3 protein-coding genes are annotated in these 3,867 nt (G+C 39.3%); all 3 read left to right on the top strand.

Features of this window, described 5'->3' with window-relative positions; translation table 11 throughout:
* Positions 1 to 395 precede the first annotated feature (395 nt).
* On the top strand, positions 396 to 2,324 hold the full coding sequence (gene mutL, locus ACOVO2_RS03510; RefSeq protein WP_188770242.1) for a DNA mismatch repair endonuclease MutL: 1,929 nt from the start codon (positions 396 to 398) through the stop codon (positions 2,322 to 2,324).
* A 42-nt stretch (positions 2,325 to 2,366) separates the two neighbouring features.
* Positions 2,367 to 3,005 carry a rhomboid family intramembrane serine protease gene (locus tag ACOVO2_RS03505; protein ID WP_421768638.1) on the top strand — a complete coding sequence of 213 codons (639 nt, stop codon included), beginning with the start codon at positions 2,367 to 2,369 and terminating at the stop codon, positions 3,003 to 3,005.
* Positions 3,006 to 3,007: 2 nt separating this feature from the next.
* Positions 3,008 to 3,867: rhomboid family intramembrane serine protease (locus tag ACOVO2_RS03500; protein ID WP_421768637.1), on the top strand; the 860-nt coding region annotated here is incomplete at its 3' end.

Below are 3,867 nucleotides of genomic sequence, written 5' to 3'. Positions count from 1 at the left end.
GCAGTTTCGGCCGGACTTTTACTTTTTGTGAAAGTTTTCAAACCAAAGAATGCAACTACCAAAACGGCTGCTACAATCAAAATAATTTTTACAATTTTGTTCATTTTTTAGAGGAGTTTAATTTCTATATCGAAACAACGTATAGTATTGGAATAGTTCAAAAAAAACATGACATAATACTTTGATGTTTGATTACAACATCCTCGATTTTTGGTTTTAAACCACAAACAAAGCAGTGTTTCCGACTTTTATCAAAAAAAAATCAGAATATCCAATGATTTCCCCTCGAAAAGCGACAAATTTGCATTAAACGAACAGTTTTCAATTTTCAAGTGTTTATATGATTGTGTTGACAGAGCCTTGTCAACCTTGAATTTGTTATAAGGATTTTACAGATGCTCGATATTATTCATTTACTACCAGACTCGATAGCCAATCAGATTGCGGCAGGGGAAGTTGTGCAGCGACCAGCGTCGGTGGTGAAAGAACTTTTGGAAAATTCGATTGATGCCCGTGCCAATAATATACAATTAATTGTGAAAGATGCGGGGCGAACCCTCATACAGGTGATTGACGACGGCATGGGGATGTCGGCCACTGACGCTCGCATGAGCTTCGAGCGACACGCCACCTCAAAAATCCGTACGGCTGATGACCTTTTTTCGATTCTAACGATGGGCTTTCGTGGCGAAGCGTTGGCTTCGATTGCAGCCATTGCTCAGGTAGAACTTCGTAGCCGACGAATGGTTGATGAAGTTGGCACAATGATTCGCATCGAAGGCTCTGAGCTGAAAAGCCAAGAATCGGTTTCTTGCCCAAAAGGAACGAATTTTCAAGTAAAAAATTTATTTTTCAATGTTCCCGCTCGACGAAATTTCTTGAAATCGAATCCAGTCGAGATGAAACATATTCTTGACGAGTTCCAACGAGTTTCGTTGGCTCATCCTGAGGTAGCCTTCACACTTTACCATAACGACGTTGAAGTTTATAACCTTCCTGCAGGAAAACTCAGCCGAAGAATTATTGATATTTTCGGAAAAGCCTACCGTGAACAACTGGCAAGCTGCGAAGAAGAAACGCCATTTGTAAATATTTCGGGCTACGTTGGCAAGCCAGAATCGGCAAAAAAAGGCCGTGGCGAACAGTTTTTCTTTGTCAATAAGCGTTTTATCAAACACAATTATCTGCACCACGCCGTGTTGAGTGCCTTTGATGCAACGATTCCCGAAGGCAGTAGTCCGTTTTATGTTTTGTTTATAGAAATCGACCCATCGCACGTTGATATAAACATTCATCCAACCAAAACCGAGATAAAGTTCGACGACGAAAGAGCCGTCTATGCCATTATTCGCTCGGCCGTCAGAAGAGCCATTGGAGTTTATAACCTCACACCTACGATAGATTTTGAGTCGGATATAAATTTCGGAAATCTTACAAATACCAATCGTTTTACCGATTCGCCAAATCCTATTAGTCCGTCGTTTTCGGGTTTATCTGATTTTGAAAATGCTCGACCTTCGTCGCAACAAGGCACATACCAACCTCAACGTGACGATGCTTATCGAGATAGCCGAGATGCTGCCCAACGCAACTTCACGCAATCGAATACCGAAAATTGGCGAAAACTTTTTGATGGTTTGGAAGGTTTCAAACCTAACAACCAAGCCAATCTCGATTTTGAGCCTGAGCCAATGACAATGGGCAGCAAGGCCAATGATATATCGGACGAAAGTCGTAGAATTGCCGAAATCCAAGAAATTACGGCGATTCAGATACAAAATCGTTTCATTGTAGCCCAAGCCAAAAGCGGTATGATGCTCATTGACCAACGAGCGGCCTACGAGCGAATTTTATACGAGAAATATTACAACAATTTAAAGAACAAAAAATCGTTTACTCAACAACTCCTTTTTCCGAAAACCTTAGATTTACAGCCCGCCGATTATCAGTTGGTCATGGAAATCCAAGACGAAATAAAAGCTTTGGGCTTTTCATTTGAAGAATTTGGGCAACATACCATCAAAATCAATGGTGTTCCGCCCGAAGTACAAGAAGAAAACGAAAAAGAGATTTTTGAGGGTTTAGTACAACAATACAAAACCAATCAGACCGATTTACAATTAGATAGATTAGAAAATGTGGCTCGTTCGTTTTCGAAGCGTTCGTCATCAAAATACATGGGTGAACTCTCGAAGATTGAAATAAACTTGCTGATTCATCAGCTTTTCGAGACGGCCGTACCGAGCTACACACCTAATGGTGAACCAATTATGACTATTTTGTCGTTAGACCAATTAGCAGAGTTATTGAACCGCAAACAATAACACTGAGTTTGACGAAAAAGCTATTTTAACCGAAATTACTATATGTTTCAAGTTACACCCGTTGTTCGTAACTTATTGATAGCAAATATTGCTGTTTATTTAGTACAGAGTTTTTTAAGAATAGATTTAGCCACAATTTTTGGCTATCATAACTTTTCGCTACACGAAATGGGGCTTTTCAACCCTATTCAGATTTTTACTTATATGTTTCTGCACGGAGGTACAGGACACATATTCAGTAATATGTTCGGTTTATTTATGTTTGGGCCAATGCTCGAACATTTCTTGGGTAGTAAGCGTTTCTTAATATTATACGTTGTGTCTGGTGTGGGAGCGTGTTTGCTTCATGGAGCGATTAGTCTCTACGAGATATCTCAATTCCCTGTCGATTCGCCAGAGTACACAATGATGATGAGTATTCCGATGGTGGGGGCTTCGGGAGCAATTTTTGGTATGTTGGGGGCTTTTGCCAGATTATTCCCAAATACCGAAATGATAATTTTTCCGCTTCCAATACCCATAAAAGCAAAATATTTAGTATCTTTATATGCACTTTTCGAGATTTTCTCAGGAGTCTATAATGTTATGCCGGGAGTTGCACATTTTGCCCACATCGGTGGTTTAATTTTTGGTATATTATTGATTAATTACTGGAACAAAAAGAAAAATAGATTCTATTAATAGTGGCAAGTTTCATTGACGACATAAAGAGTCCATTTAAGAAAGGAAACACATTGGTGCAACTCATGCTCATCAATGCAGGAGTTTTTGTGGCTTTAATTTTGGTTGGCTTTATCTTTTCGTTCTCTCCAAATGGTGGGGCTATCAACAAAATCATCACTGATAATTTTGAATTAATTGCTCCAATCAAACAATTTATCCGCAAACCTTGGACACTCCTTACCTATTGCTTTACGCACTATGGTTTTTTCCATTTGCTCTTCAATATGCTTTCGTTATTTTGGTTCGGAAATTTAGTACAAGAATTTATCGGAAGCAGAAAACTATTAAATATTTATCTCATTGGTGGTATCATCAGCGGTCTGATTTACATTGCAGTATATAACTTATTGGCTTTATCTCCGCAACTCAACAATATTAGTCCAACTGTTTTAGGAGCTTCAGCAGCGGTTTATGCGGTGATGTTTGCAGCAGTTGCCTTACTTCCCGAGTATGAGTTTTATTTATTTGGTATCATACTTATCAAAATCAAATATCTTGCTTGGGCTTTCTTGCTAATATCTTTTATAGTTCCAAGTAGCGGAATCTCGCATTTAGGTGGAGCAATCGCTGGTTATTCCTACATTTATTTGTTGCGTCGAGGTACCGATTTAGGTAGCCCAATAGAAACTATAAGCGATTGGTGGAGTAATTTATGGAAGCCAAAACCCCAAGTACGAATCCCGCAAAGAAAATATAGCGAGTCAACGGTTGCCAATAAAAGTGGCAATAGTACCAAACTTGACCCCAATTACTTCCCTGACCAAGATGAGGTCGATGCTATTTTGGATAAAATAGGCAAATCGGGCTACGAAAGCCTCAC

This window comes from Emticicia sp., from assembly GCF_049241225.1.
Classification (GTDB): domain Bacteria; phylum Bacteroidota; class Bacteroidia; order Cytophagales; family Spirosomataceae; genus Emticicia.
This window is presented reverse-complemented; position numbering and strand designations above follow the sequence as displayed.

Excerpts from the sequence above, each read along its gene's own strand:
- mutL (WP_188770242.1), top strand. The coding sequence starts at position 396 with ATGCTCGATATTATTCATTTACTACCAGACTCGATAGCCAATCAGATT.
- ACOVO2_RS03505 (WP_421768638.1), top strand. The coding sequence starts at position 2,367 with ATGTTTCAAGTTACACCCGTTGTTCGTAACTTATTGATAGCAAATATT.